A 1015-nucleotide genomic window follows, 5' to 3' on the forward strand; every position below is an offset into this window, starting at 1 on the left:
TGCTGTAAGGCGTCTGTCCCTCCATCATCCTGCCCTGATGTGGCCGCTGGGTGTTGTAGTGTTCCAGGTAGCTATCCAGGTCTGTCTGCATCTGCTCTACCGACTCATACCAGGTCGTCCTCCCCTTGATACGGAAGTGTTCATCCAGCAGTGTGCGATGCAGCCGTTCGATAAAGCCGTTGCTCTGCGGCCTGCGTACCTTGGTTGTCCGGTGCTCAATCCCCTCCAGTTGCAGGAACAGCTCGTAGGGATGGTGGTCAGCTCGTCCACAGAACTCGCGCCCGTTATCCGACAGGATGGTATAGACCCGTGCCTCGTGGGCCTCGAAAAACGGCAGTACCGTTTCATTGAGCACATGAACCGAGGTCACCGGCAGCTTGCTGGTGTAGAGCCGTCCCCAGGCGTGGCGGCTATAGCAGTCCAGCACGGTTTGCAGATACACCTTGCCAACCCCCTTGAGCGCGCCGACGAAGAAGGTGTCGACCGCCACCAGTTCTCCGGTGTAGTGAACCTCAATCTGGCGTTCGCGAAACTCGGGGCTGAAGCGTTCGAGCAGGCGAATCTGCTCGTCATTGAGCTCAATGGTCTGCTCCCGGTGAGTTTTCTCAAGGCGCAGCAAGCGGTCGTGTTTGGAGAGCAAGTCGTGCCGTTGCCACACGCCACGCACACCGCCCGCACTGACATTGATGCCTTGCAGAGCCAGTTCTTGCGCGACCCGCAGCGGGCCATGAGTTGGTCTGGTGAGGGAGTAATCGAGGATGGCGTGTTCAATCTCGGGAGCGACCCGATTGGGATGAGCCCCTTTACAGCCGGGCAATTTGTCGAGCAATCCCTCGGCGCCATAGGTCTGGTCATTACGGCGAATTTCGTAGAACTGCTGACGGCTGTAGCCGATGAGCTTGCAGGCTTTGCTGACATTATTGAGCTCTTTGGCGAGCTCTAGCAGGCTGAGTTTGCGACGTGCTACTTTCTCGTTGGTGGTCATACGGTGACTCCAGATAACACGGTAGGGGTA

1 protein-coding gene is annotated in these 1015 nt (G+C 57.7%); it reads right to left on the reverse strand.

The window, feature by feature from the left end:
* Window positions 1-985 (reverse strand): IS481-like element ISAs19 family transposase (locus BN1132_RS15420; RefSeq protein WP_042078658.1); only part of this gene is annotated, 985 nt, incomplete at its 3' end.
* Window positions 986-1015 lie beyond the last annotated feature (30 nt).

Origin of the sequence: Aeromonas sanarellii (genome assembly GCF_000820085.1) — a bacterium.
GTDB lineage: Bacteria > Pseudomonadota > Gammaproteobacteria > Enterobacterales > Aeromonadaceae > Aeromonas > Aeromonas sanarellii.